This is a genomic window from Methanobrevibacter ruminantium (assembly GCF_016294135.1).
In the GTDB taxonomy this organism is placed as follows: Archaea; Methanobacteriota; Methanobacteria; order Methanobacteriales; family Methanobacteriaceae; genus Methanobrevibacter; species Methanobrevibacter ruminantium_A.
Window position 1 is genome coordinate 1 of sequence record NZ_JAEDCO010000027.1, and the last position, 22,941, is coordinate 22,941.

At 30.2% G+C, this 22,941-nt stretch carries 21 protein-coding genes and 1 pseudogene; 12 read left to right on the plus strand and 10 right to left on the minus strand.

The features are described 5' to 3' along the window. The first annotated feature begins 89 nt into the window (after positions 1-89). The gene (locus tag VW161_RS06690) at positions 90-374 is read left to right on the plus strand and encodes a hypothetical protein (RefSeq protein WP_325192814.1); all 285 of its coding nucleotides are present in this window, start codon (positions 90-92) and stop codon (positions 372-374) included. 11 nt (positions 375-385) lie between these two features. Further along, positions 386-802 carry a hypothetical protein gene (locus VW161_RS06695; RefSeq protein WP_325192815.1) on the plus strand — a complete coding sequence of 139 codons (417 nt, stop codon included), beginning with the start codon at positions 386-388 and terminating at the stop codon, positions 800-802. 65 nt (positions 803-867) lie between these two features. Here the strand turns inward: VW161_RS06695 and VW161_RS06700 are convergent, their stop codons facing one another. From VW161_RS06700 to VW161_RS06710, 3 genes and pseudogenes are all read right to left on the minus strand, one after another. Continuing rightward, entirely contained in the window at positions 868-1,656 is a 789-nt protein-coding gene (locus VW161_RS06700) for a 5-methylcytosine restriction system specificity protein McrC (RefSeq protein WP_325192816.1), read from the minus strand. 52 nt (positions 1,657-1,708) lie between these two features. Next, positions 1,709-2,653, minus strand: a complete 945-nt coding sequence (locus VW161_RS06705; RefSeq protein ID WP_325192817.1) for a hypothetical protein — start codon at positions 2,651-2,653, stop codon at positions 1,709-1,711. 59 nt (positions 2,654-2,712) lie between these two features. Continuing rightward, positions 2,713-2,982: pseudogene (locus VW161_RS06710) on the minus strand (5-methylcytosine restriction system specificity protein McrC); the annotation flags it as partial. A 407-nt stretch (positions 2,983-3,389) separates the two neighbouring features. Here VW161_RS06710 and VW161_RS06715 point away from each other — a divergent pair. From VW161_RS06715 to dcm, 3 genes are all read left to right on the plus strand, one after another. Next, complete coding sequence (locus VW161_RS06715) at positions 3,390-7,142, plus strand: SEC-C domain-containing protein (RefSeq protein ID WP_325192818.1); 3,753 nt, start codon at positions 3,390-3,392, stop codon at positions 7,140-7,142. 334 nt (positions 7,143-7,476) lie between these two features. Beyond that, complete coding sequence (locus tag VW161_RS06720; protein WP_325192819.1) at positions 7,477-8,610, plus strand: DNA cytosine methyltransferase; 1,134 nt, start codon at positions 7,477-7,479, stop codon at positions 8,608-8,610. After that, the gene (dcm, locus tag VW161_RS06725) at positions 8,603-9,760 is read left to right on the plus strand and encodes a DNA (cytosine-5-)-methyltransferase (RefSeq protein WP_325192820.1); all 1,158 of its coding nucleotides are present in this window, start codon (positions 8,603-8,605) and stop codon (positions 9,758-9,760) included. The genes VW161_RS06720 and dcm overlap by 8 nt, the downstream gene beginning before the upstream one ends. 80 nt (positions 9,761-9,840) lie before the next feature. Here the strand turns inward: dcm and VW161_RS06730 are convergent, their stop codons facing one another. After that, complete coding sequence (locus VW161_RS06730; RefSeq protein WP_325192821.1) at positions 9,841-10,650, minus strand: LlaMI family restriction endonuclease; 810 nt, start codon at positions 10,648-10,650, stop codon at positions 9,841-9,843. Next, complete coding sequence (locus VW161_RS06735; RefSeq protein WP_325192822.1) at positions 10,640-12,202, minus strand: hypothetical protein; 1,563 nt, start codon at positions 12,200-12,202, stop codon at positions 10,640-10,642. The genes VW161_RS06730 and VW161_RS06735 overlap by 11 nt, the downstream gene beginning before the upstream one ends. A 212-nt stretch (positions 12,203-12,414) precedes the next feature. Between VW161_RS06735 and VW161_RS06740 the strand changes: the two genes are divergently transcribed. Beyond that, a complete protein-coding gene (locus tag VW161_RS06740; protein ID WP_325192823.1) occupies positions 12,415-12,939 on the plus strand; it encodes a hypothetical protein in 525 nt (174 codons plus the stop codon). A 53-nt stretch (positions 12,940-12,992) separates the two neighbouring features. On the opposite strand, the gene VW161_RS06745 is transcribed toward VW161_RS06740, so the two are convergent. Beyond that, positions 12,993-13,454 (minus strand): hypothetical protein, encoded by a 462-nt coding sequence (locus VW161_RS06745; protein ID WP_325192824.1) that lies wholly within the window; start codon positions 13,452-13,454, stop codon positions 12,993-12,995. Positions 13,455-13,901: 447 nt separating this feature from the next. On the opposite strand from VW161_RS06745, the gene VW161_RS06750 reads away from it, so the two are divergent. Continuing rightward, the gene (locus tag VW161_RS06750; protein ID WP_325192825.1) at positions 13,902-14,741 is read left to right on the plus strand and encodes a hypothetical protein; all 840 of its coding nucleotides are present in this window, start codon (positions 13,902-13,904) and stop codon (positions 14,739-14,741) included. A 553-nt stretch (positions 14,742-15,294) separates the two neighbouring features. After that, positions 15,295-15,678: a hypothetical protein gene (locus VW161_RS06755; RefSeq protein WP_325192826.1), complete on the plus strand. Its 384-nt coding sequence runs from the start codon at positions 15,295-15,297 to the stop codon at positions 15,676-15,678. Between the two features lie 103 nt (positions 15,679-15,781). Here VW161_RS06755 and VW161_RS06760 read toward each other — a convergent pair whose 3' ends face one another. Further along, the gene (locus tag VW161_RS06760; protein WP_304088761.1) at positions 15,782-15,985 is read right to left on the minus strand and encodes a histone family protein; all 204 of its coding nucleotides are present in this window, start codon (positions 15,983-15,985) and stop codon (positions 15,782-15,784) included. A 491-nt stretch (positions 15,986-16,476) separates the two neighbouring features. Here VW161_RS06760 and hisG point away from each other — a divergent pair, with 491 nt between their 5' ends. The 4 genes from hisG (at position 16,477) to pyrB (ending at position 19,342) form a co-directional block, all read left to right on the plus strand. Further along, the gene (hisG, locus tag VW161_RS06765) at positions 16,477-17,340 is read left to right on the plus strand and encodes an ATP phosphoribosyltransferase (protein WP_304093222.1); all 864 of its coding nucleotides are present in this window, start codon (positions 16,477-16,479) and stop codon (positions 17,338-17,340) included. A gap of 14 nt (positions 17,341-17,354) precedes the next feature. Next, positions 17,355-18,161 (plus strand): fumarylacetoacetate hydrolase family protein, encoded by an 807-nt coding sequence (locus tag VW161_RS06770; protein ID WP_304102810.1) that lies wholly within the window; start codon positions 17,355-17,357, stop codon positions 18,159-18,161. A 51-nt stretch (positions 18,162-18,212) separates the two neighbouring features. Continuing rightward, entirely contained in the window at positions 18,213-18,356 is a 144-nt protein-coding gene (locus tag VW161_RS06775) for a hypothetical protein (RefSeq protein WP_304088765.1), read from the plus strand. A 62-nt stretch (positions 18,357-18,418) separates the two neighbouring features. Further along, positions 18,419-19,342 (plus strand): aspartate carbamoyltransferase, encoded by a 924-nt coding sequence (gene pyrB / locus VW161_RS06780; RefSeq protein ID WP_295607282.1) that lies wholly within the window; start codon positions 18,419-18,421, stop codon positions 19,340-19,342. Here the strand turns inward: pyrB and VW161_RS06785 are convergent, their stop codons facing one another. The 3 genes from VW161_RS06785 to VW161_RS06795 form a co-directional block, all read right to left on the minus strand. Continuing rightward, positions 19,343-19,714, minus strand: coding sequence for a HEPN domain-containing protein (locus VW161_RS06785; RefSeq protein WP_304088767.1), 372 nt, complete (start codon positions 19,712-19,714; stop codon positions 19,343-19,345). Next, positions 19,711-20,055: a hypothetical protein gene (locus VW161_RS06790; protein ID WP_304088770.1), complete on the minus strand. Its 345-nt coding sequence runs from the start codon at positions 20,053-20,055 to the stop codon at positions 19,711-19,713. Before VW161_RS06790 ends, VW161_RS06785 begins: the two co-directional genes overlap by 4 nt. A gap of 579 nt (positions 20,056-20,634) precedes the next feature. Continuing rightward, positions 20,635-22,929 carry an ABC transporter permease gene (locus tag VW161_RS06795; RefSeq protein WP_325192827.1) on the minus strand — a complete coding sequence of 765 codons (2,295 nt, stop codon included), beginning with the start codon at positions 22,927-22,929 and terminating at the stop codon, positions 20,635-20,637. Positions 22,930-22,941 lie beyond the last annotated feature (12 nt).

Genomic DNA, 22,941 nt, shown 5'->3' on the forward strand with positions numbered 1-22,941 from the left:
GGCAAGAATATTGACCTTAAATTTTAGATAAGCTTTATATAATACCATATACAAATTATTTTTAAAAAACAAATGGAGGTGAAAGTAATATGCAAAAAATAGATAGATTCAGAATGAGAATGGAAACACCGAAAAAAATGTACACAGAAGAATTAAAAAAATTCACTGAAAAATACGATTTTTTAGGTGATTTTGTCATCAAGGAAGAGCGGGACATTGATACTGTAGATTATATCTATCATTTCAATAATCTGAATGGAACCAGCAAAGAGATTCTAAATTCCGCACATGATGAAATATATAATCATATGATAAAATTCTCAGAGGACAATGGAATCGATGAATTCAGCGAAAATGCATTTATCTTTTTTTAAGAGGTGATTGAATGAATATTGAATTATACCCCCAATGGCAATTATATCTCTTAACCTTGAACCTTTTGATGATGAAGGAACAGATTCTCCCTAAAAACTGTGATGAATGGTGTGTTAATGCAACAATAGTCAATCGTGCATATTATAGTTCACTCCTTTATTGTGAATTATGGCTGGAAGATGTTAAAAATTTCAAGCCAAAAGCACCATGGGACTTTGAAAAAGATGAGGAAAAAATGGGAGAACATAAGCAAGTAAGAAAAGCCCTATATCGCTTTGGACAAAAAACAACTCAAAAAGAATTAAGTAAATTAGCCTCTTTAAGAAATAGGGCAGATTATAATCCTTTTTGTGATATAAATTCCCAAGATGTTGATGAAGCCATTGAACATATGGAAAAGATATTCAATCAACTTGAATTACAATAAACTATTTTTTTTAAATAATTTCCAAAATTACGAAATGATTATAATATTATAACTGTTTTTAAAAATCAAACTTTTAAATACACTTCAACAATATTATCCAACTGTTTTTTAATCACATCAAAATCCTGATTCAAGTCAAGAGTCTTGACGCTTATCCTATTTCCGCTCATAAGATAATCATGACCCAGCTGCACTTCCTCTCTTGTTCTTGCATAAAGCAGCATGCCAGAGACTCCACCCTCAACTTCAATCTCCTTGTTTTTAACATAAGTGAATATCTGGTAGAGGTTATGTGAATGAATTGTTCTTGCATCAAAATAGCTTTGAGTGGTTTTTGAATAGTATTTGGCATCTATAATCAATATCCTGTTTTCATATTCCAAGGTGATGTCTGTCTGCATCTTAGGAAGCAAATCATCAAAATCATCATCCAACTGCCATTCTATTTGAGAAGAATATGCCTTAAGGTAACTGTGTTCCTTTCGATAGTAGTTTAAGATGAATTTTTCATACAATCGACTCATTCTCATATCATCAAAGAATTCCATAAGTTTCTTATCGCCTTTGGCATCAGACTGCAACAATCCCTTAAGAGTAAGATAGCAGATGCCGATGATCATTCTGTAATCCTGATTGTTCCTATCATAGCGAATTTCCCAATTAATTGAATTTGTATCTAAAGTATCCACATCGCGGAAGTATAAAAGAATGTTTTTTATACCACGTCTTTGTATTTTAGTTATAGTTGCTTTTAAAAGTATAGTTAATGTGGTTTTTATGATTTTATTTAATTGACTATTTACGGAAAACTCATCGTATGTGCAGTTGAGTTTTTTGTTTATGAGGCCGTTCATTAATTGATGGGAATATGGTTACGTATTGAGACACAAATGTGAGGTTAACTTATTACTTGATAAATCCAAGGATTTTTAATGTAGAAAAACTTGAAGTAATCATATAATAAATTACATAAACTACTAAACTAACTGAAAATATCAATGAAATTGAGTAAATATTAATAAAAAAATACTCAATTAAGTTTAATCTAAATAAATTAGTTAAATTAATTACATGACTCATTAAAGAAGAAATATAAATCAATATTAACAATATCATTGAAAGAATTGTAGAAATAAAATAGCCCTCACCATTTTTTTTCATTTCATAATAACCATTATTATTTTTTAATGTGCTACAATATGTAAAAGATAATGCAGATAATGTTGCACATAAAACCACAACTGCAATTGCAATATTAGTTAAAGTCCCAATTTCCGATAAATTTAAATTAAGCATATTTGTTATTGTAATGATTATCTGAGGAGAACTCATAATGAAAACGGATATTACTATTCCAAGAAGTAGCAAAATTTTTAATATTAATTCATTAACATTTTCAGGATATTCAATTAGTAATCTATATTTTAAGATATTATTGAATATTAATGAAGTTACAAATGAATATGAAATAAATATTATGAAGTAGTTAAAAGTTAAGTCATTTTTAAAACAAATAAATGTGTAAAAACTTATTAATACTGGTAAAAAAATCATCACCGAATATCCTATTATAAAATAAATTTTAAAAAATTTTTCATTGAAGTTGTCATCTTTTTTCTGAAAAAAGTTTGCATGAATCCTTTGTAAAAAGAAACATGAATATGGCAATACAAGAAATATCAGTGGATATACATATATATTTAAATGCAAATCTTTAGGAAAAAATAATGAAAGTATAAATCCAATGTTGACTAGAAGATAAACTAAAGGAAGATAAAATAACCTTTTTGTTAGTATCTGCCTAATTCTCTTATAATAAACTTCTTTTATGTATATCGGTTCAGTTTCCATATTTATTATTTGTTTTTTAAATTTAATAAATATTTTTGGGGATTTGGAATATTTAGTTCTCAATAATTGTTTGATGACTTTTCCTTGTTTCCATAATACAAGACAGAAATGCCAATATATCCTATAATCTGATTATTTCTATCATAGCGAATTTGGCAATTTATAGAATTTGTATCTAGTGTATCTACATCACGAAGGTATAAAAGAATATTTTTTATAGGCATTCTCTTTTCCTTGGAGATAGGTGCCTTTAAAAGTATAGTTAAGGTGGTCTTTATTATTTTATTTAAGTGAGAATTCAGAGAAAACTCATCGTATGTGCAGTTGAGTTTTTTGTTATGAAACTGAGTTCATTAATTGATTCTGTTATGTTGATTTTTCCTCAGGAATTTGTTGTCTCATCAACTTCAATGTAGTCCCTGTAAATACCTTGTTTGATTATTTTATTTACTGCTATTATAAGGAGTTCGCTGAATAGGTCATAGATGTTTTAAAACTCGCCAAGGTGAAACCCCATCTAAAAAGTTTTTAGAAGAATATTCAGAATAATAATATAGGTATCTCAAAATTTCTTATCTTTAAAAAAATTGTTCAAGAAGAAAAACAATGGATTAAAAATTCTTATTATCCATAATTAAATAAACAAATAATGTTTAGACACTCTAAAAAAGTTTAAATGAAATGTAACCCTAATAGTTTATTACAGTATTCAATAATATTCCCCATGGTGTGCAATATGACAAAAATTGGTAGAAATAAACCCTGTCCTTGTGGAAGTGGAAAGAAATATAAAAATTGTTGCTTAAAGAAGGATAATTATTTAAGAAATCTTCCCAATGATGCTTTAAAAAGATTAAAAGAAGAATTTTCAAAATATGAGCAGGAAGATTTAATTAAAACTTTAGCAGCATTATCAATATGTCCTGAAAATCAGTGCCAATATATTCGACTTGAAATAGCAACTCAAATAGCATGTTCCAATAATAATTGTGGGGATGAAATAATCACAATTCAAGATTTAAACGAATTATTTTTAAAATATCTTCCTTCAAAAGGACCGATAGGTCTGTTAGAAGATTCTTTAGATACTTTATTTACAAATAATATATTATTCTTTAAAAATAATGTTATATTTAATGGGCCTGCTACTTCTGACTATTATGTATTACAAAAAATACTCAATTGTATTCATTTAAACTCTTCAAGTTTTTCTGATGACTATATGCATTATTTCTATCCAACTTCAATGTTTATCCTGCACTTAAGTGATTATATTGCTAAAAAATCAGGCCATGAACGTTATGAAGTTTTTGATAATAGATTTAGGCAGGAAATATTTTTCCCAAACATTAATGAATTAAATTACCTTAAAAATAGTCTCACACTCAATGACAATGAATTGAAAGGTTTTATGGAGTATTTCAATATTAATGAACACATAGCTGATGATTTTATTATTGAGGTGGGTAATGATAATTTTAATAGTGTTCTATCAGTTGAAAAAGAATTTAAAGAAAATTTGAAAAAAAACATATTCCAAGACTTTTTAAAGATGAATATGTATTCCGAATTTTCAGATAAAAATCCATTATTGATATCACCTTTAATAAAAATTAAGAACATATATATAATATTTCCTAGACTACTGCCCATTTCTCTTAGACATAATCTATTATCATCTCTTTTAAAATTTAATGAAGAAGAGAATTTTATAAAAAAATATCAGCAAGATTTGTGGTCTAATATTTTATTTAATTTAAAAAATAAATTTCATTTTGAAGATTTTGATGATGAATTGCCTGAATGGGAAAATACAATATTTAAAGATAAAGTTTTTAAAATTGATACTGATAAGTTAGCTTATTGTATTCTCGTTAACGATAATTTAAAGGATTATGGTAAAAATGGGCCCTGTGAAAGAATTGACTTAGAATATAATCCTATTCTAAAAAATAGGCTAGACTTTGTTATAAATAATTTGTACTCCGATGAATCAATTAATGATATTCTTATAATTTTATTTATGGGTATGACTGGACGACTGCATTATACGGAAATACCAAATTATAATAATGTATTATTAATTAATTGCGAAGAATTTGAAATACTCGTTAATTCGGGCCACTATGATAGTTTGACTCTTTTTAAATTTGCAAAACTATTAGAAAACAAGAATATTGAAGGGATTGGTTTTTTAGATAAATTCAGTTTTTATATTGAAAAAAATCATTCATTTTATGTTACTGATGAAAAAATGAATGTGCTCTTGTTACCTTTTGAAGAAACATCAGAATATACAAAAAAATTAAGAAAAAAAGCAATTAAAGATAAAGATCCTCACTTAGAAATTTATAATGATGTTCCGATTTTTGTTAACAAAATTAATGATTTTATGTACGCTGCAAACCATCATTTATTTTTAATCAAATTAATTAATCAAAATATTTGGATTAAATTTGAAAAAGACCTTGAAACATTTATTGCTAAAGCTATAGGTTTTTGGATTTGGCAGTTTAGTGATGAACTTTATAAAGATTTTAAACCATTAAATGGCAGCCCTATTTTAATTTCATTTAGCCTTGAAGAAGATAAGGATTTAGATTTGAATATTAAAATAACAAATAACATTAAAGAAAATTTAATTATTTCAAGCAATATATCTGAAGTAGAAATTAATTTTAAAATTAGTAAATATTTGATACCTATAGCAAATCAGAAAAATAATGAAGCAGACCTGCTTTTAATGGATGAAATTTTAAAACTAATTGGAAAGTTATTAGAAAAAAATAGTTTAGAAAATACATTAACAGAAGAACGCAGACGTGAAATTATCGATGAAAAATCACATTCCGACTTAAAGAAACACATGTTAATTTATACTTCTGAAGACATCAATAATATTCCTGTAAAAAATCAAATAAGATTATTGCAAGAGCATAATGTCCAATCAGCAATGGATGGCTTAGTAAATAAAGTCCAATGCGAGTATGATTATAATCAGAAGTTAACTAAAGACCAATCTATCGAGCTAAGCCACAGAATTGTTGGATATTACCTAGATTGTATTAAAAAAGAAATTGTGAAATATGATTGGGATGATCTTATCCAAAAGTTAATTTTAAATTATGAAAATATTCTATTTGCTAGATCATCATTTAATAATGTATACTATTTTAATAATTATGATAACGACTCAAGCATTTTGGAAGAAATTGTCTATGAGGAGCATGAATTAGATAAAATGGGATTGCCAACAAGGTTTTTAATAGAAATTTTATCTGCAGAACAAAAATCTAATAGCAAAATAAAAATATCAAAGGAAAGCTTTGACCATTTAATGGCATTATCCTGTAATTATATAGACTGGGCATTTAGCAGTGACTATATAAAATCTGAACATGTGGATTTTGAAATTACACCATTAGAATCCGGTCGTTTTGGAACTAAAACTAATTTAGACGATATTCTTGATACTTTTAGAACTAACCGAACATTAGAACATATGAATAATTTATCTGTAAATATTTTTCATGAAAATGATGGTGGAGAAAGACCCAGTATTGATGAAGAAGAAGCATTTGAATCAGAATTTGGCATCAATTTAACAGATTATGCTGAGTTTATTTCAGTACTGATAAGTTTAGGTGTAGACTATGAAAAAGACATAGTTTTTATTTCAAAATCTAAGTTAATAAATATTCTGAAAAAAGAGCTAAACTGGGAGTCAGATAAATCAGAACAAGCAATAGAAAATTTTTCATTAAAGCATCGCCCTAAATGGGATATTCCACCAGAAGATTACTGCGAAAATGATATTCACCCTTGGGTTTTTAGAAGACCTTTATCCTATCATTTAAAACCATTAATTATTAAAAATGATAATGATGAAACAGTGATTTATGGTTTTAGAAATGTTTATCATTCTATTTTAAATTTACTGCATTTAATTTACAAAGGATTATATAAAACAGATAATTCTTCAAAAAAATTTAAAAAATTTATTGGTAAAATGAGTGATATAAAAGGAAAAGAATTTAATGAAAGAGTTTTTAAATGGTTTGAAGATAATTTGGATACTTCTGAAAAATTCTATTTAAAACAAAATGTAAAGATAGATAAAATAGTAAAAATTGAGCCAAAATATGGAGATATTGATATTTTATTGTTAGATAACAATAAAAAACATTTATTGTCAATTGAATGCAAAGATATTGAAGGTGCACGAAATCCCCGTGAAATCTTTCATGAAATAGAAAAATTTTTCGATAATAAAGAATGGATAAAAAAACACCAAAGAAGGGAGATTTGGATAAAAAATAATCTAGATAAATTAGGCAATAAAATTGGTCATGATTTAAAAGATTATAAAGTTTTTTCATTTTTTATTGTGTCCCAAGAGTTACCTGTAATTTATTTAAAGGAAACACCTATACCCATACTTCCTTTTTCACAAATAAAGAATGATGGATTAAGTTTTTTAGATAAATAAATTATTAAATATATTTAAAAAAAATATTTTAATCTCAACCCACTTTCAAATAATGATGAAACATCTGTTCTTGCAGAAATCCTATCTAAAAAAAACTTACTAATCTGACATTAAAACCAATATTTATCAAATGAATTAATTATTATAATATCTTTTAGATACATACTTTTTCATTTTAAAATTTTTGTTTGCAATTGCTCTCACTTATTTTAATAATGTCATTTTATATAATATTATATGTAATCAAAAACATAGATTGATATAACAATGATTTTTTTGGTAATAGAGTAAATTTTTTAAAAAAGTTAATTTCACTTTTAAATGGAGAAAAAACATGTTAAGAGTCTTTGAAGCGTTTGCAGGTTATGGAAGTCAAAGAATGGCATTGCGTAACATTGGTATTGAATTTGAGGTAGTTGGCATCTCAGAGATAGATGGTGATGTTATTCTATCATACGCAGCAATTCATAGTGATTTCTTGGAGAAGAGAGAACATATTGATGACTACGTACATGAAGACAAAGACGAGATGATTTCTTATTTAGAAAAAATTAATGTTCCTTTAAATTACAAAACTTTTGAAAATAGAGCCAAAAAGCTTCAATCATCAAAATTAAAAGACATGTACTTAGCGAATAAATTGATTAATAATTATGGTGATATACAAATAATAAATCCAACAACACTTCCAGATTTTGATTTATTTACATACTCATTTCCTTGCCAGGATATTTCTATAGCAGGGAATCAGTGTGGATTTAATAAGGATTCAGGTACAAGATCCTCACTACTCTGGGATTGTTGTAACATAATTGAAACTAAAAAACCTAAATATTTGATGATGGAAAACGTTAAAAATCTTGTTGGAAAAAGGCATAAAGATAATTTTTTGAAATTTTTAGATTATCTTGAAAGTTTAGGTTATAAAAACAGCTGGGCTGTTTTAAATGCTAGAGATTATGGTGTTCCTCAAAACAGAGAAAGAGTTTTTTGTATTAGCGAACTTGGGGGCAAAAGAAATTTTGTTTTCCCTGAACCTGTAGAATTGAAGTTTAAACTTGATGATATTCTCGAAAAAGATGTAGATGAAAGATTTTATCTAAAAAATAACCAAGTTTTAAATAAGCCTATTAGTCAAGAATATAGTTTTTGTTTGGATTCTAATTATTGGAAAGGTACTACACTTCAAAATTTTTTAGAAAAGAATAGGAGACAACTTGTAACTGATAAGGTTAATGAAGATGGTCAATATGTACCTAGAAGGCTTACTCCAAGAGAAACATGGAGATTAATGGGCGTTGATGAGGAAGATATCGACAAAGCAAGCCAATTAATAAGTCAAACAAGTCTTTATAAACAATCTGGAAACAGTATTGTTGTTCCAGTTCTTGAAGCTATTTTTAGGCAATGGTTTATTAATATCCCAAATAATAAGGTGGGTCTAGATAGGTGGTTTAATAATGAGTAGGGCAGAAGATATTCTTACAGTTAGAGAAAAGTTAGGAATAAGGAGGAAAGAATTTTCAGATGCCTTATATTTTACTAAAGAACAAGAAAAAATGTTGAAAGAATGGGAAACCGGAAAAATTGATGTCCCTGATGAAATATATGACAAAATAATGAATTTTCCTACAGAGCCCTTATTTAAAAATAGGCCAATTGAAGAGTGCAGATTTAAGCAAATTGACTTATTTGCAGGAATTGGCGGTATACGTCAAGCCTTTCAAAAACATGGGGGATATAATGTGTATTCTTCTGAATGGGATAAGTTTGCCCAAACAACCTATCGTATTAATTACGGAGAGATTCCAGATGGGGATATAACTCTTGTTGATGAAAAAGACATTCCTGATCATGATATATTGCTTGCAGGATTTCCTTGTCAGCCCTTTTCACAGGCGGGACTTCATAAGGGCTTTGAAGATACAAGAGGAACTCTTTTTTTTGATATTGCGAGAATACTTAAAGAAAAAAGACCAAAGGCATTCATGTTAGAAAATGTAAAGCAGTTAAGAGGACACGATAAGGGAAATACAATGAAAGTAATTTTATCTGTATTGGATGAGTTAAATTATTATGTCCCAGACCCTCAAATTTTGAATGGCTATCACTTTGGTTTGCCTCAAAACAGAGAAAGAATAATAATTGTAGGTTTTAACAAAGATTATTTGCCAAAGAATATTAAAGAATTTGTATATCCGGTTGGAAAAATAGATGAGGAAGTTTGCGTAGGAGATATATTAGAAGAAGAAGTTGGAGAGAGATTTACAATTTCTGACAAACTTTGGGAAGGACATCAGACACGAAAAAAGAAACATAAAAAGAAAGGAAATGGATTTGGATTTGCCCTGTTCAATAAAGATAGCAAATATACTAGTACAATAAGTGCTAGGTACTATAAGGATGGGAGCGAGGCACTTATAGAACAATCAGGAAAAAATCCGAGAATGTTAACTCCAAGAGAATGTGCAAGATTACAAGGGTTCACAGATGACTTCATCATTCCTGTTTCAAATGCCCAATCATATAAACAATTTGGTAATTCCGTTTGTATTCCAGTAATTGAAGCTGTAGCTATTGCAATGCTTGATTATCTTGGGGAATATAATATTTTATAGTAATGAATCTAATCATGTTTATGTTCATTAAAAAAAAATGCAAGGATGTAGATATGACCAATTCTACATCTGCTTATTGTTTATTCGTATGTTTCAGTAATTAAACTGTCCCAAAAATCATTATTTGCTCTCCATTGAGAGTAAGGTCTTTTATTGCCTTCATACATGCCACTGTCGAAGAATACGATACCTTTCCTAACTAAAAGAATCCATTCATCATAATTCACAGGTTTGCCAAAGCATATTTTATCATATTCTCCTCTTTCGTTTGTTTTACATGTAAACCAGCCTTTATCATTAAACTTATCTTCAAGTTTTGCTTTAAGGCATTTATCCGTTCTTTTGGGGGTAGGGGAATGTTCTCCATACCATCTAGCTATTTCTAAGTTGTCTATTTGTAATTCTTTAGGAACAATATCCGCCTTGTCTGTTCTTTTATCTTGTGAATATGAATAAAGAGCAACAATATCTTTATTAGATTCTATTAATAGGATTTGACCAAAGTCATTATAAGAATCTATTTTAGGGCAAGGAGATCCAGACCAAGAGTAACGTCCTCCTTTTGCTTCGTTTGGTTTACCAAAGATTTTCACAAAGCTATTTTGTTTTTCAAATTTAGCTTTTCCAGCGAAAAGTGACGCATACCTAGGAGTAGTAAAGACATAGACATTTGCAGACCAATCACCAAATGTTGTTTTAGAAGAAGTTTCGTTTTTTAACTCATACCCCCATAAATCAGCTTCATTATCTGCATTTGCAGTTATTCCGAATTGTTCTTCTAGCCAATGCCCTTTCTTTCCATCATGGCGTTCATTTTTTCCATCAACATTTGGAGTTTTTCCTTTAACATTTGTTCTAAATAAGTCAATAATCTTTTCTTTAGGTGTCATTTTGTTTTTCCCTCCTTTGGTTATTTTTAATAAATTCTTCAACTGTTATGATTTCCTTGTCTACTAAAGATTTTGGAAAACTATCATCCTTAGTTTTTAAATAGCCACTAAATTCATCATTGAGATACCAATCTTGGGCCGATTTTGCATATAGTTTCTTTGGAACATCATCTTCTAATAAGCAAATGAAAGAAATGCTATCCAGTGTACTAGAAGGAATAGTATCAAAGGTTTCAAAGGTTAATGTATTGCTTATTAAAACATCCTCATTTTTGATTTTTGATAGTCCAACACAAGTGGCACTTAGACTACAAAGACTACAAGCAAGAGGATTTACCCCCCGTAGTTCTCCATTTCCGATAGTTCCATATCTTTGACACCACAGAATATCAAAAAAATTTTTCATGTTTGTTTTATTAGATTGACTTGCAAGCCATATAACACGTTCTAATTTCCCTAAACTATCAAAACTATTAAAAAAGTCTGACCTATCGCTTATTCCAAGTGGAAACATATAAAATGTTTCTATCCATGTATCTACAGGAATAATTTCTTCATTTGCAAAACCCTGCTGTAAGAAACAAGCAACTACCTTTTCGGAATAGCCTTTAAGCTTAGAACCATTTGCATAAAAAGTATTAAAGAAGTTTTTGCTCCATGTCCTGTAATCACTGTTTTCTATATTCATGAATGCACTGATGAAATATGCTGCCCGCCAAGCATGACGATTAAATGCATCAACCAATATTTCTGAATAGTATTTGTCAGCTTCAGTAAGTTTCCCATCTGAATAATATTTACCAGACACATTTTTTATGAAGTCATCTTTGTTCTGTTTCCAAGCTTTAGGCATAACTTTGAACGTGACAGTATCAATAGTTATTGAATTTGAAAAATCCAAATCAAAAAGTTTTTTCATAGCAGAATATAGTTTCTGAAATCTAGGAAACTCCGAAAAATCATTATTTATTACATCTGTATATGAGGGGATTATGTAATATTCTAGGTGATCCCAATCAGAGGGGAGAGATACTTCTTCACCAAAATTACTCATAAAATTATACAGCATTCTCATTTCACTTTGCCGACCAGTTTTGGGCTGCCATGCTGCAACAAATCGTGGAATTGAAAACACTTCTTCATAAAAGCGACCATATGGTATTAATGAACCATACGATTTTTCAATGTATTGCCATAAATCGGTCAATATGTTGATATATTCTGACTTACCTTTACAACAATCTATTATAGTTTGTTTGTTGATTGGATTGCTGAATCCGATTCTATTTTCAATTTCATCTTTGATTTTATCTACTATTTCTGTAGTAGGTTCAAGATTAGAAAATACTAGAAATTTAGCTTTGCATCTATCTTGTATAATTTCATAGCTGACTGATACAGGACAGGCAACAAGGCGATTGCCATTTATCTGTGTGTGTATGTACATTATTGGAAATTGTGGCAAATCAGGATAGTATAATTCAATTTTAGGAATCCATTGTATTGGAATTCCACTAATTATTATTTCTGTATTGTATTTTAATTGAAACACTTTAAATTCCCCTATATTTTTTATATGATTTCAATAATTACCTTATATAATATATCAAGTGTTATTAATAATAAAAATTTCTAAATAGTTTACCATATTTAAAAAAATGACATGATACTACTAGTGTTCATATATTCTTAAAAAACTCTCAAAAAAGATTAATATTATTTCAGATATAGTTTTATATAGTAAACTTTTAATGGAATGGTATGATGAATGCTGATTTGAAAAATATGAGTACAGAAGAAATTATTGAACTATATAGCGCATCTATTAAAGAATTAAAAGAAAGAAAAATTATAAGAACAAAAAATGTTATTGGAGAATTAGGTGAATATTTATCAATTCAATACTATAATAACACTCTAGGTTTACCAAAACTTCAAGCTGCTCCTATTGGAACACAAAATATAGATGCAATAAGCATAAATGGTGAACGATACAGTATAAAATCTACAAGTACTAATTTAACTGGAGTTTTTTATGGATTAGAACCTAAAGGCTCTGAAGAAGAAGATCAACAAAAATTTGAATATGTTATCATATGCAGATTTGATGAAGATTATCAATTAAAAGAAATTCTTGAAATTGATTGGGATACATTTATTGAAAATAAAAGATGGCATAGTAGAATGAATGCGTGGAACTTGAATTTATCAAAAAAATTATATGAGGGATGCAAAATAATATATTCAAGAAAAGAGGAAGAAGCTGTTAATAATCTTGATAACTATTAATCAATCATCAAAAAAACACTAAAAAATAAAAAAAAGAGGGAATAAGAATTAACTTATTCCAATGAATCAACAACTATTCTTGCAGGATTATCATCTACAGTCAAAGGACCTTCAGTTGATGGTCCTGAACTAGCAACTAAAATAGGAGTTCCTTTTCCATCATCACAGATGTAGAAAAATCCTTGAGCGTCTAAGTAAGTATAACCATATGAAGTTACATCAAAGCTTCCAGCTTGGAAAGCATCCTCACTTGAGAATTTACATCCAGTGGTTTCCAAAAGTGAGATGAAAGAATCAACATCAGCTACTGAATCCAATTTATAAACAATAATAGGATGATCCTCATCAACTTGCATTATCACCATTTCATCAGTCTTATCTGTCACTTGATATCCATCTGGTATGTCAAAGGTATAGTCACCTAATGGCTCATAGTCATCTGCAGCTGCAATAGCTGTCATGCTTCCTGCCAATATCAAAAGCATTAATCCTAAAAACAAGTATTTAAATCTCATTTTATCACCTAATAATAGTTCTTTTAAATGCTTATTTAAATTTTTTCAAATGATTTGATGACTTTAAAAAGCCCAGATAATTGTTAAACTATCCATTACAAATAGTAAACCACTTTTTTCAATGAACAAATCTTATATAAGATTAAATTCATAATATAACTAATTAATCATCCTTTAATAAGCAATTAAATAGAGATGATACAATGAAAGTCATTGAAGAAACGAAGACTAATAAATCTGTCTTCTTAATGTATTCCAAAAATTGATGTAAACCTGTAAAATTATTTCATTCTTGTTATAATTTATTAAAATCTTTAAAAAATTATATAAAAGTTGTAAATTTCAATTTAACTATTAAAATATAATTAAAATACTAATTAAAAGTATTTAAATAAGATAAAATTTAAAATAAACATAAATATTAGTTTATGGAGGATTTTAAATTATATGCATGAAGAAAAAAATACAGGAGATAAAGACAAAATAGAAGATAAATATTTCAAGCAAAGCATTCCTGGATTAAATCGATTATTGAATGTACTTGGCATACCTGGGGAAATTGTTAAAATTCTTCCAAATGAATATCAAAATTATAGAGATGAAACCAAAACAATGGATCTGGTATTTGATTTGAAATCAAAGGAAACCTTAAATCTAGAATTTAAATCAACATATGTCAAAAAAGAGGATATAGAAAAATCTCTAGATTATGCAACATATCTTAGAATAAAATACAGAAAGAAAACAAACAGCTACTTCATCAGCACAGTACAGAAGAAAAATAACGAATACGAAGATGAGTGGCATAACGAAAACAAGTATAAAATTCCATTAAAGACTTTTAAGGAATTCAGTGGAGAAGAGCATCTGGAAAATTTAAAAAATCTATTGGAAAAGGGTGGAATAGATGATGAAACCCAGGAACTTAATGATCTATTGCTGATTCCATTTATGGAATCGGACAAATCACCTAAGGAATTGATTGTTGAATGCATTACATTAGCAAATCAGATAAGAACTGTAAACAGAGACAAATTAAATGACATTAAAAATTTATTATTGTTTCTAGCTACCAAATATACTGATACGGATGAAGAATTTGATGAAATAGAGAGGTTGGTGAAAATGGAAGGCGGAATGATACAAAACACAGTAAAACAAATGAAAAGAATATATGGAGAAAAAGGGATAGATAGTGTTGCAATAGAACTTGAAAAAATCGGAATAGAATCAGAACTTATAGAAAAAGTAACAGATAAAGCAAAAAAAGAAATACAAAAGCAATGAAAAAAGAAATTAATATGATTAAAATAATAAAATGATTGAGATTTAAAGACTTGAGAAGAAATTACTTTTTAGGAGATTGCATTATTTTAATCATATCGTGTTTTTAGTGTGTGTTATGATTTGCGTTTTAAGAGCGATAAAACTATGTCTATAGCAATAAAATTGCATATTAAGGAGGGTATGTTTTTAAAAAAAAAGAAATTTTAGAAATGATTAAAATTTCTTCTTTAGAAAAAATATAACGATTGTTATATTTTTCTATACTATAATATAACAATTGTTATATTTAAATGTTTCGATAAATTAATTTCATTTTGAAAAATTATTTTAATTTCGTTAAAATATTAAAAAACAATTAAAATCCAATATTTAAAAAAACTAATCTATTTAAATAACATAAACTTTAAACTGGGGTTATTTATAGATTATCTTGGCGAAAAAATGAAAAATAATGAAAAAACAGATTTAGAAAAAACTAAAAGACAAGTACTTTTGCCTTCTATATCCTGGAATAAACACCATTCTTGAAAAATTTGGATTTCCATATAAAATAGTGAGACCATGTCCAACCAAAATCGTAACATATGATGGAAAGGAAAGAAGGGCAGATTTCTTTGGGCAATTGGACAATGAGGACATAATTAGTTTAGAGGCACACTCAACTGCAATAAGAAAGGAAGATAAGGAAAAATTTTTTGACTATGCATGTTATATGAGCACTAAATATAGAAGAAAAGTCCACACATTAGTCCTTAGCACTCATTATAATGACAATGATGAGCTTATATTCAATTGGCACAATAATGACGGGTTTACTATACCTTATAAATCGTTTAAGACCTTGGATGGTGATAAAACTATAAATAATATAAGTTTGAAAAACAAAAACAACAATGCTCAAAATAAATCTGAAAATAAGATCTTGAAAAAAATGTAAAAAAATATAAAAAAACAGTAAAAAGTAAAATGCTTATCACTAAATAATAGTGATAAGAATTTTGGTCCAGGTTTTGCGCTCCGAAGGAGCGGAAAAGCTGGGTCTATAATTCGCTAATAGCTAATTCGATGTCTTCAGCTTTAACGGTTTTACGTTTTGCTAATTCTGCGAATTTAATAGCTTTTTTAGCAATTTTAGCAACTTGTGCTTCTACGTAAGCGTTTAATTCTTTTTTAGCGTCTTCGCTTACTCTTTCAGCACCAGCATCTTTAATGATTCTTCCGATAGGAGCTACAGGAATTGCCATAAATATCATTCTCCATAATTTTATTTTAAAAAACTATACTTATTACTAATGCAATAATTAGTGTAAACTTATTCAGACTTCATATTTTTAAAAAATACTAGCTAAACAAGCTTTTTTTCATAAGTACAATATTACTTATAATTTACTAGTATATAAAGGTTTCTAAAAAATAACCCTTATAACGCCTTTAATTAACAAAATATGATATATTAGGATATAGAATTTGAATTCAGTAATTGTAATGATTTATAATTAAAAATCATTAACTATATATACAACAAATAAAATTCTAGCAATTCATATAGCATATAAAAAATTAGTTTTTAAAAATTGAAACTAAACAAAAGTAAAATTTATTATTTCAACACATTACAAACTATGGAAAAACATTAGAAATTTTCAAAATTCAAACATATTGAAAAATTGATTAATATTATATAGAAATAAAACTAAAATAATTGTAGATAAAAAATAATTAAATGGATGAAATCATGAAACTTAAAATTGCAGTGCCGTCAAAGGGCAGAATCAGTGATCCTGCAGTAAGAATCTTGGAGAAGGCAGGGCTTGGCCTCAAGGACAGCACAAACAGAAAATTATTCTCACAAACTTACAACGAAGATATAGACGTGATGTTTGCACGTGCTGCAGACATACCGGAATTTGTGGATGAAGGAATCTGTGACATGGGAATCACAGGATACGACCTCATAGAGGAAAACGATGCAGATGTTGAAATCCTCATTGACCTTAACTTCGGTGCAACCAAGCTTGTATTGGCTTCCCCTGATGACAGTGAAATAGAAACAAAGGAGGACCTAAAAGACGGAATGACAATAGCTACAGAGTTCCCAAACCTTACAAGGAAATACTTGGATGAAAACAATCTAGACATCAAGATCGTAAAGCTTACAGGATCAACTGAAATAGCTCCATTCATTGGAATAGCTGATGCAATCACAGACCTTACAAGCACAGGAACCACACTCAACATGAACCATTTGAAGATTGTTGATACAATCCTTGAAAGCTCAATCAAATTAATTGCAAACAAGAAGTCATTTGAAGAGAAGAAAGACCTTGTGGAAGCTGTAAGCACTTCCATTCAAGGTGTGCTTGAAGCTGGAAGAAAAAAATTGCTTATGATGAATGTGGCTAAAAAGGATCTATGTGAAGTTCAAAAGGTCATGCCCGCAATGAGCGGACCAACCGTATCTGAAGTGTTATCAAAAGAGGAAACAATGGCAGTTCAGGCAGTGGTTGGAGAGGATGAAGTGTTCGAGCTTGTAAACAAGCTTAGAAATGCAGGTGCACGTGACATTTTAGTCGTTCCAATAGAAAGAATCATTCAATAAATTATTGTGGTTAAATGAAATTCCTAAGATTCAAGAACAAGGCGGATAGTCTAAACAATGACTTAAAAACCAAATCAGGTTTCCTAGACGATGAAGGCAAAGTCATCGAACTGAAGGGAGACATTCTAGACTATTTCAATAAGGACATAAAATCAATTTTAGACAATATGGTATCCTCACACAGCTTAGATGACATTGAAATACTGTCTCCAACTGAACCATCCAAGATAGTCTGCATTGGCCTCAATTACAAGGATCATGCTAAGGAATTGAATCTGGACTTGCCGGAAAGTCCAGTGATTTTCATCAAGCCATCAACAACAATAAACAGAACAGACAACATAATCCTCTATCCGAAAGTCTCCAAGCAAATAGATTATGAAGGAGAGCTTGCTGTTGTAATTGGAAAGGAAACCAAGCAAGTAAGCGTTGAAGAAGCAGATGAATACATATTCGGATACACAATAATAAATGACGTTACAGCAAGGGACTTCACCCTTGGAGACGGCCAATGGACAAGAGGAAAAAGCTGTGACGGATTCGCTCCAATGGGGCCATATATTGAAACATCACTTGACCCACTGAATCAAAACATCATAACCAAGGTAAATGGTAAAACAAGGCAAAACTCAAACACTTCACAAATGATATTCTCTCCGCAAGAAATCATATCCTATCTAAGCGAGACCATGACATTGAATGGAGGAGATGTAATAGCTACAGGAACACCCCCTGGAGTAGGGCCAATGGATGCAGATTCAATTGTTGAAGTGTCCATTGAGGATATAGGAACATTAAAGAACTATCTAATCAAGGAATAGATAAGTTATTATAATATTAATAAAAGAATAATAATTAAATGAGGTGGAAAAATGATATTTGAACTTATAATTATTGCAATCATATTAATGATCATCTTTGGTATCCTAAAATGGATGGTGAAAATCGGCATTAGAATATTCTCTATAGGAGTTGTCTTATTCATCATTCTCATATTATTAGGAATACTATTATAAAACCATTAAAATACAAATGCAGACTTGTGTTTCAAGTGTAAAAATCTAAGGAGCGTAATACTATATTTGGCCATGAAAACCTTATTTCATTAAAGGATTTTGAAAAGGATGAAATTGAATTCATCTTAGATGAAGCAAGCAAACTTGAAGATGTTGCTAAATCAAAGAAGTTATCCAGAGAGCTTGAAGGAAAAATATTAGGACTCTTATTCTACGAGCCTTCAACAAGAACAAGACTTTCCTTTGAAACTTCCATGAAAAGGCTTGGAGGGGAATGCATTGAGCTTGGAGACGCTTCCAACAGTTCAGTTGCTAAAGGGGAAAGCATTGCTGATACAGCAAAGATGTTTGAATCATACTGTGATGCAATTGTAATAAGACACGACCTTGAAGGAGTGTCACGTTTCCTATCAGATATCGTGGATGTTCCAATCATTAATGCAGGAGATGGTGCAGGCCAACACCCAACCCAGACATTATTGGATCTTTACACCATCAAAAAGCACTTCGGAAAAATAGACGGATTGAACATAGCGCTTCTTGGAGACTTAAAATACGGCCGTACCGTACATTCCCTATCATACGCTTTAGGAATGTATGATGTGGAAATGACATTTGTCTCACCGGACCAGCTAAAGATGCCTAAGGAAACATTGCATGACCTTGAAGAGAACAATATCAAGTTCAAGGAAACTAATAACCTTAAGGACGTAATTGATGATGTTGATGTTCTCTATGTCACAAGAATCCAAAAGGAAAGATTCCCAGACGAAGAGGAATACGAGGAAATCAAGGGAGCTTACCTAATCAATAAGGAATTGCTTGAAGGAAAGGACCTTATCGTCATGCACCCGCTTCCAAGAATAGATGAGATTGCATATGATGTTGACGATACAAAGTACAACAAGTACTTTGAGCAGGCTGCAAATGCAATTCCAGTAAGAATGGCTATCTTAAGAAACTTGATTACTCATAGGTATGAGTAATTACCTTTTACTTTTTTTATTTAAATTATTCAATAATATAATAATTTCATTATAGATTTCTTCACTGACACCTACATTTTTCATATAGAATTTGCTATCATAATCAGCGTAATTCCTAAATCTTCTAATTTTTCTCAAGTTTTCACCTAAGGCTTTCTCATCACCATAAGATTTTTCCAATTCATTTATTAGAAATGAATGAGAACAATTGGAAGGAACTGTTTTTTGATATTTATCTTCATAATAATTCTTCACTAAGCCAAAAGCTGCATAATAAAAACGGCCTACAGCAGAACGTTGATACTCTTCCTTTTTGGAAATATTTTTCATACATCTTCCAACATCATAAAATTTATCCCAAGTGAAAGTCAAAACAATACCTCCACTAATAGCAAACGCTTTACCTTGCAGTTAGAGACTTTCAAGCCATCTATTTCCCTTTCTAAATCATGCAACTTTTTACGATTGGTTTTGAATTCCTTTTCATCACCATGAATGCATAGCATCAAATCTTCCAAATCCTTTATTTCAGGATCTGTTGCATATGATAATGAATAGAAATAATCTGGAAAATAAGATTCAAGCAAAGGATAGACTTTCTCAATTAACTCCAATAACCCAGTATTGGAACGAATAAAATCAATAATCTCTTTTTGATTGATTAATTTAAAATTATCTAATATGCAATCTCTTTTATTTTCTTCAATTAACATACTATCACTTGTATCAAATCATATATCAACTAAAAGTAATGGTTAACATTACAATTAGAAACTTTCAATTTCTCTATTTCATTTTCTAATTCTTTTAATCTCAAACAATCCTCATCATAAACTTTTTCATCCCCATTAATAAATAGCATGATATGCTCGAGATTGATAATTTCAGGATCTATTGAATATAATAAACAATAAGAATATTTTGGAAAATAGCTTTTTAGCAAAGGATATGCTTTTCTATTAATTCCAATAAACCATTATGAGAACTTATAAAATTTATTATCTCATCACGATTTATCAATTTAAAATTATCCAATACACACCCCTTTTTACTTTCATGTATTATCAAAATATCACCTTTTTTAAAAATTAATTAAATATCTTTATTTCTTAAATAATAGTTTAAAAAAAGTTATATTTAAATGTAACTAAACTAAAAAGTCTTTTTAACGAAATTAAATCAATTTTATAGTGATACAGTAAAATTAGAGTGATTTTAACAGATATAGTTTTATATAGTAAACCATAGGAAAATGAAAAAATTATAATAAAAAAAAGAAAAATTATGGAAATCTATTCATTGCTCTTCAAGGATTCAACCATATTCACCTTCTTGATCTTTCTTGAAAATGCTAGATTAACAAGAACAGACAATCCAAAGGTAATGAGGAAACTAACAACAAAATTCCATAAGTAAATGTTGATTGGGAAGCAATACTCATCACCAGTTGACCCCATCATGATTCCCATCAAGATATAAGCTCCTGGAATAGCTAGAATAAACCCAATGGTTGAGAACCATAGGTTTTGAGTAAGCAAAAGCCTTCTCAAGCTTTTTGAATTGAATCCAAGAACCTTGAGGGTCGCAAGTTCCCTTTGAATCTCAGTGAATGACAACAGGCCTAAATTATACAATACCACAACTGCCAAGACAATTGCAAAGGTAGTGAGGACACTTACCATCAAGTCCAATGCTTCAGTCATTGTGTTCCATCCCTTTCTGATGTCTTCACTTGTTGTAATACTGCTTACTCCAGTATAGTTTTCCTTCACGTCCTTTTGGGTTAAGACAACATTTGTGCTGTAGTTGTAGTCATCCCCTCCAATCTCATCAAAGACTTCAGGAGACATTATCAATCCTTGGCCGAATGGAATGGAATAGGTTTCTGTAATCTCTGAATCAATCCATTTAGGGTTTCCTGCAACATGCCACCTTACCTTATCTCCGACCTTCAATCCAAGAACTTCAGCCATCTTGTCTGAAATGGCTATTCCATCAGGATCAAGATGTATATAGTTTCTATTAGCATCTGTGACCTTGTAATACTCTGAATCGTTCATTACCGTAAGGGTTCCTGTCTTCTTGATTCCCTTATACTTCAACTCAATGGCCTCTTCCCGAATTCCTTCACCGCCAGTCTCATCCAGGATATGATCCAATTGTGAATCTGTAATGTTTTCCTCCAATATCAACTTAGAATTGAAGTTATAGATCTGATTGTACTGCCAATCCTCAACATCGTTGATTGAATCGACCATTCCAAATGCAGACATTACCAAAAGGGCACATGCAAACACTCCAAAGACACTCATGATAGCTCTGGTCTTGTTCCTTTTTGCATCCCTATAGTTCCATCTTTCATTGAAGCTGAACCTTTTCCATATCTTTGTCCTTTCAATGAGGCCTGAACTTACAAGCTTTGGAGCCTTTGGCCTGATTGTTTCTGCAGGATTCTCATCGCTGATTCCCTTTACTGAAATGTAGCTTATCAATACTGAAGATACAACCATAAGTCCTGCTACAGCAAAGAAGCTGATGTCCCATGAAGGTCCCCAGCTAGGAAGTGAATAGGTTGAAGACATTGTTGGGTAGAAGAGATATGGTATGGTCAAAGGACCTATGACAAGCCCTAAAACAGAACCTGTAAGAGACAAGACAAATCCATAGGATAGGTAATGAAGAATGATTGAATTGTTGCTGTATCCCATTGCCTTCAATGTACCAATCTGCATCCTTTGAGCTGAAATGACACGAGACATGGTAGTAACCAAAGTCAAAAGTGATACAAGCACAAATATCGCAGGGAAAATTCCTGAAAACATCTGGTGTTGTGATATCTCATCCTGCAATGTCTTTATCCCAACATTATTGTCACGGTCGACATACTGAACATATGCCTTTTGACCCAATTCTTCCTCCAATGCAGACTTGAAGTCCTTCTCATCCAATTCCTCATAGCCATCAAGAGCTATTGTATTATACACAATGTCAAAATCAGCGCCTTTAGATGGGATGTAAGCAAAGCCCACTTGAGAAAAGTCTGGAAGCAAACTGCCTTCTTGGATATAATAGACATATTCCGGTGAATACATTATTCCCCTAACTGTTTTAGATACTTCCTTTCCATCGAACTTTAAGGTGATCTTATCTCCAATATCCAGATTACGGCCATCTGCAAACCTTTTGTCAATCCAGATTCCTTCCTCATCATTTGGATTGAAGTCTTGCCCTTTAAACAGATAGAATTTAGAGATGTTCTGCTTTCCCTCTACAATATGTAGAGTGATGTCAGGGTCTGAAGAGTAATTAGCAACCGTATCGACTACCATCTCCCTTTGGGCATCCTTGATTTCATCCATGGACTTTATATCGGAAAATACATCATCAGCGATTTCCTCTCCATAAATCCAGCCATCAGCAAGGTTGGTGTCTTCATAATAGCTGCTTGACACCTCTACCAATCCTACAGCTTCACCGCTGATTCCTGTAAATGCAAAGACTCCTATAAGAGCCATTAAAAAAATAGAGAGAAACTGGGCCTTATGATCCTTGAAATCACGTAGCATTTTCCTAAATAGCATTTTCATATTATCACTTTT

Bases quoted from the DNA above. Each gene is read 5' to 3' on its own strand.
- VW161_RS06690 (WP_325192814.1), top strand. From the start codon at position 90: ATGCAAAAAATAGATAGATTCAGAATGAGAATGGAAACACCGAAAAAA.
- VW161_RS06695 (WP_325192815.1), top strand. From the start codon at position 386: ATGAATATTGAATTATACCCCCAATGGCAATTATATCTCTTAACCTTG.
- VW161_RS06700 (WP_325192816.1), bottom strand. From the start codon at position 1,656: ATGAACGGCCTCATAAACAAAAAACTCAACTGCACATACGATGAGTTT.
- VW161_RS06705 (WP_325192817.1), bottom strand. From the start codon at position 2,653: ATGGAAACTGAACCGATATACATAAAAGAAGTTTATTATAAGAGAATT.
- VW161_RS06715 (WP_325192818.1), top strand. From the start codon at position 3,390: ATGACAAAAATTGGTAGAAATAAACCCTGTCCTTGTGGAAGTGGAAAG.
- VW161_RS06720 (WP_325192819.1), top strand. From the start codon at position 7,477: ATGTTAAGAGTCTTTGAAGCGTTTGCAGGTTATGGAAGTCAAAGAATG.
- dcm (WP_325192820.1), top strand. From the start codon at position 8,603: ATGAGTAGGGCAGAAGATATTCTTACAGTTAGAGAAAAGTTAGGAATA.
- VW161_RS06730 (WP_325192821.1), bottom strand. From the start codon at position 10,650: ATGACACCTAAAGAAAAGATTATTGACTTATTTAGAACAAATGTTAAA.
- VW161_RS06740 (WP_325192823.1), top strand. From the start codon at position 12,415: ATGAATGCTGATTTGAAAAATATGAGTACAGAAGAAATTATTGAACTA.
- VW161_RS06745 (WP_325192824.1), bottom strand. From the start codon at position 13,454: ATGAGATTTAAATACTTGTTTTTAGGATTAATGCTTTTGATATTGGCA.
- VW161_RS06750 (WP_325192825.1), top strand. From the start codon at position 13,902: ATGCATGAAGAAAAAAATACAGGAGATAAAGACAAAATAGAAGATAAA.
- VW161_RS06760 (WP_304088761.1), bottom strand. From the start codon at position 15,985: ATGGCAATTCCTGTAGCTCCTATCGGAAGAATCATTAAAGATGCTGGT.
- hisG (WP_304093222.1), top strand. From the start codon at position 16,477: ATGAAACTTAAAATTGCAGTGCCGTCAAAGGGCAGAATCAGTGATCCT.
- VW161_RS06770 (WP_304102810.1), top strand. From the start codon at position 17,355: ATGAAATTCCTAAGATTCAAGAACAAGGCGGATAGTCTAAACAATGAC.
- VW161_RS06775 (WP_304088765.1), top strand. From the start codon at position 18,213: ATGATATTTGAACTTATAATTATTGCAATCATATTAATGATCATCTTT.
- VW161_RS06790 (WP_304088770.1), bottom strand. From the start codon at position 20,055: ATGTTAATTGAAGAAAATAAAAGAGATTGCATATTAGATAATTTTAAA.
- VW161_RS06795 (WP_325192827.1), bottom strand. From the start codon at position 22,929: ATGAAAATGCTATTTAGGAAAATGCTACGTGATTTCAAGGATCATAAG.